3 protein-coding genes are annotated in these 1600 nt (G+C 75.1%); all 3 read right to left on the reverse strand.

Features of this window, described 5'->3' with window-relative positions; translation table 11 throughout:
- Positions 1–198, reverse strand: a 198-nt coding sequence (locus LLG88_02965; protein MCE5245868.1) for an ROK family protein, incomplete at its 3' end; no start/stop codon positions are given.
- A gap of 29 nt (positions 199–227) precedes the next feature.
- Complete coding sequence (xerC, locus tag LLG88_02970) at positions 228–1127, reverse strand: tyrosine recombinase XerC (protein MCE5245869.1); 900 nt, start codon at positions 1125–1127, stop codon at positions 228–230.
- Positions 1128–1142: 15 nt separating this feature from the next.
- On the reverse strand, positions 1143–1600 hold a 458-nt coding region (locus LLG88_02975), incomplete at its 5' end, for a hypothetical protein (GenBank protein MCE5245870.1).

Genomic DNA, 1600 nt, shown 5'->3' on the forward strand with positions numbered 1-1600 from the left:
GCCCGGCATGCCGACGCCGACCCGCGCCTCGGCGCCGCGCGCCTCCTCCGCGTCGGCGACGAGGACGGCGATCGCGTCGAGCGTGCCGTCGTAGTCGTCGCGCGGCGTCGCCGTCCGCCCGGTCCACAGCTCGCGCCCGCGCCCGTCGAGCGCCATCGCCGCGATCTTCGTGCCGCCGAGGTCGATTCCGACCCTCATTCCGCTTCCTCCGCCCGCCCGGACGCCGCTCAGGCCCGCGGGTGCGCCTTGTCGTAGATCTCGATGATCTTGTCGAGGGCGAGCTTGGTGTAGCGCTGCGTCGTGCTCAGCCGCTCGTGCCCGAGCAGCTCCTGGATCGCGCGCAGGTCCATCCCCGACTCGAGGAGATGCGTCGCGAACGAGTGCCGCAGCGCGTGCGGGTGGACGCCGCGCGCCACCGCCGCCCGCGTCACCGCCGCGTCGAGGATCCGCCGCACCGAGCGGTCGGTCAGCCGCCCGCCGCGCAGGTTCAGGAAGAGGGCCGGCTCGTCGCTCGCCGCGCGCAGCGCCGCCGACCCGCGCAGGTAGGCCCGGAGCGCCGCCTCGGCCTTGCGCCCGAACGGCACGATCCGCTCCTTGCTCCCCTTGCCGAGGACCCGCGCCGTGCGGTCGGCGAACTGCACGTCGTCCACGTCGAGCCCGACCAGTTCCGACACGCGCAGCCCCGCGCCGTAGAGCAGCTCGAGCAGCGCGCGGTCGCGCGGCCCCGCGGGGGTCGCCGGATCGGGCGCCTCGAGGATCGCCGCGACGTCCTCGACGTCGAGCCGGTCGGGCAGCCGCTCCGGCCGCTTCGGGTTCGCCACCTCGGCCGCGGGGTTCGACGTCACGAGCTCGCGCCGCGCGAGCCAGTGGAACAGCGAGCGCGCCGCGGAGAGCCGCCGCCCGACCGTGGCCCGCGAGAGGCCGCGGCCGTGCATGTCGGCCACCCAGGCGCGGATCGCCGCGGCGTCGATCAGCCGCACGTCCGGCACGCCGTTCCCGTCGGGGGCGCGGTCGAGCAGGAAGCAGACGAGGTCGTCGAGGTCGGTCTGGTAGGCGCGGACCGTTTCCGGACTCTGGTCGCGGTCCTCGCGGAGATGGTCGAGAAACGCCTGGACGTGATCGAGCACGCCCCGATTATGGCGTCACTTTCCGCGGCGCGGACAGCCGGCGTCGATCCAGGCGAGGAGCCGCTGGATTTGGTCGGAGGCGGCGACCCCCGACGCCCCCTCGCGCCGCTCGTGCGCGGTGTGGCGCGGCAGCGCCGCGGAGAGGACGACGCGCACCCGCGCCGGATCGTGCCCGGCCTCGATCAGCTCGACGCCGACGCGCCAGTCGGGAAGCGGCGCCCCTTCCCACGCCCCGAACGCGCCGACGACGTCGTTGCCGCGCAGCAGCGCGCGGGCCATCAGCGAGTGGGCGCGGGAGACGATCTGCTCGACGTCCCCTTCTTCGTCCTCGGCCCACTGCATCGCCAGCGCCGCGTGGTGCGCCGCCCGCTCGCAGTTGTCGAGCAGCAGCAGGTACCCCTCGGCGAGGAGCAGCGCCGTCTCCGCCTCGCGCGGCAGATCCTCCTCCATCTCCTCGAGGGCGCGGAGCGCCT

Source organism: bacterium (genome assembly GCA_021372775.1).
Classification (GTDB): Bacteria; Acidobacteriota; Polarisedimenticolia; order J045; family J045; genus JAJFTU01.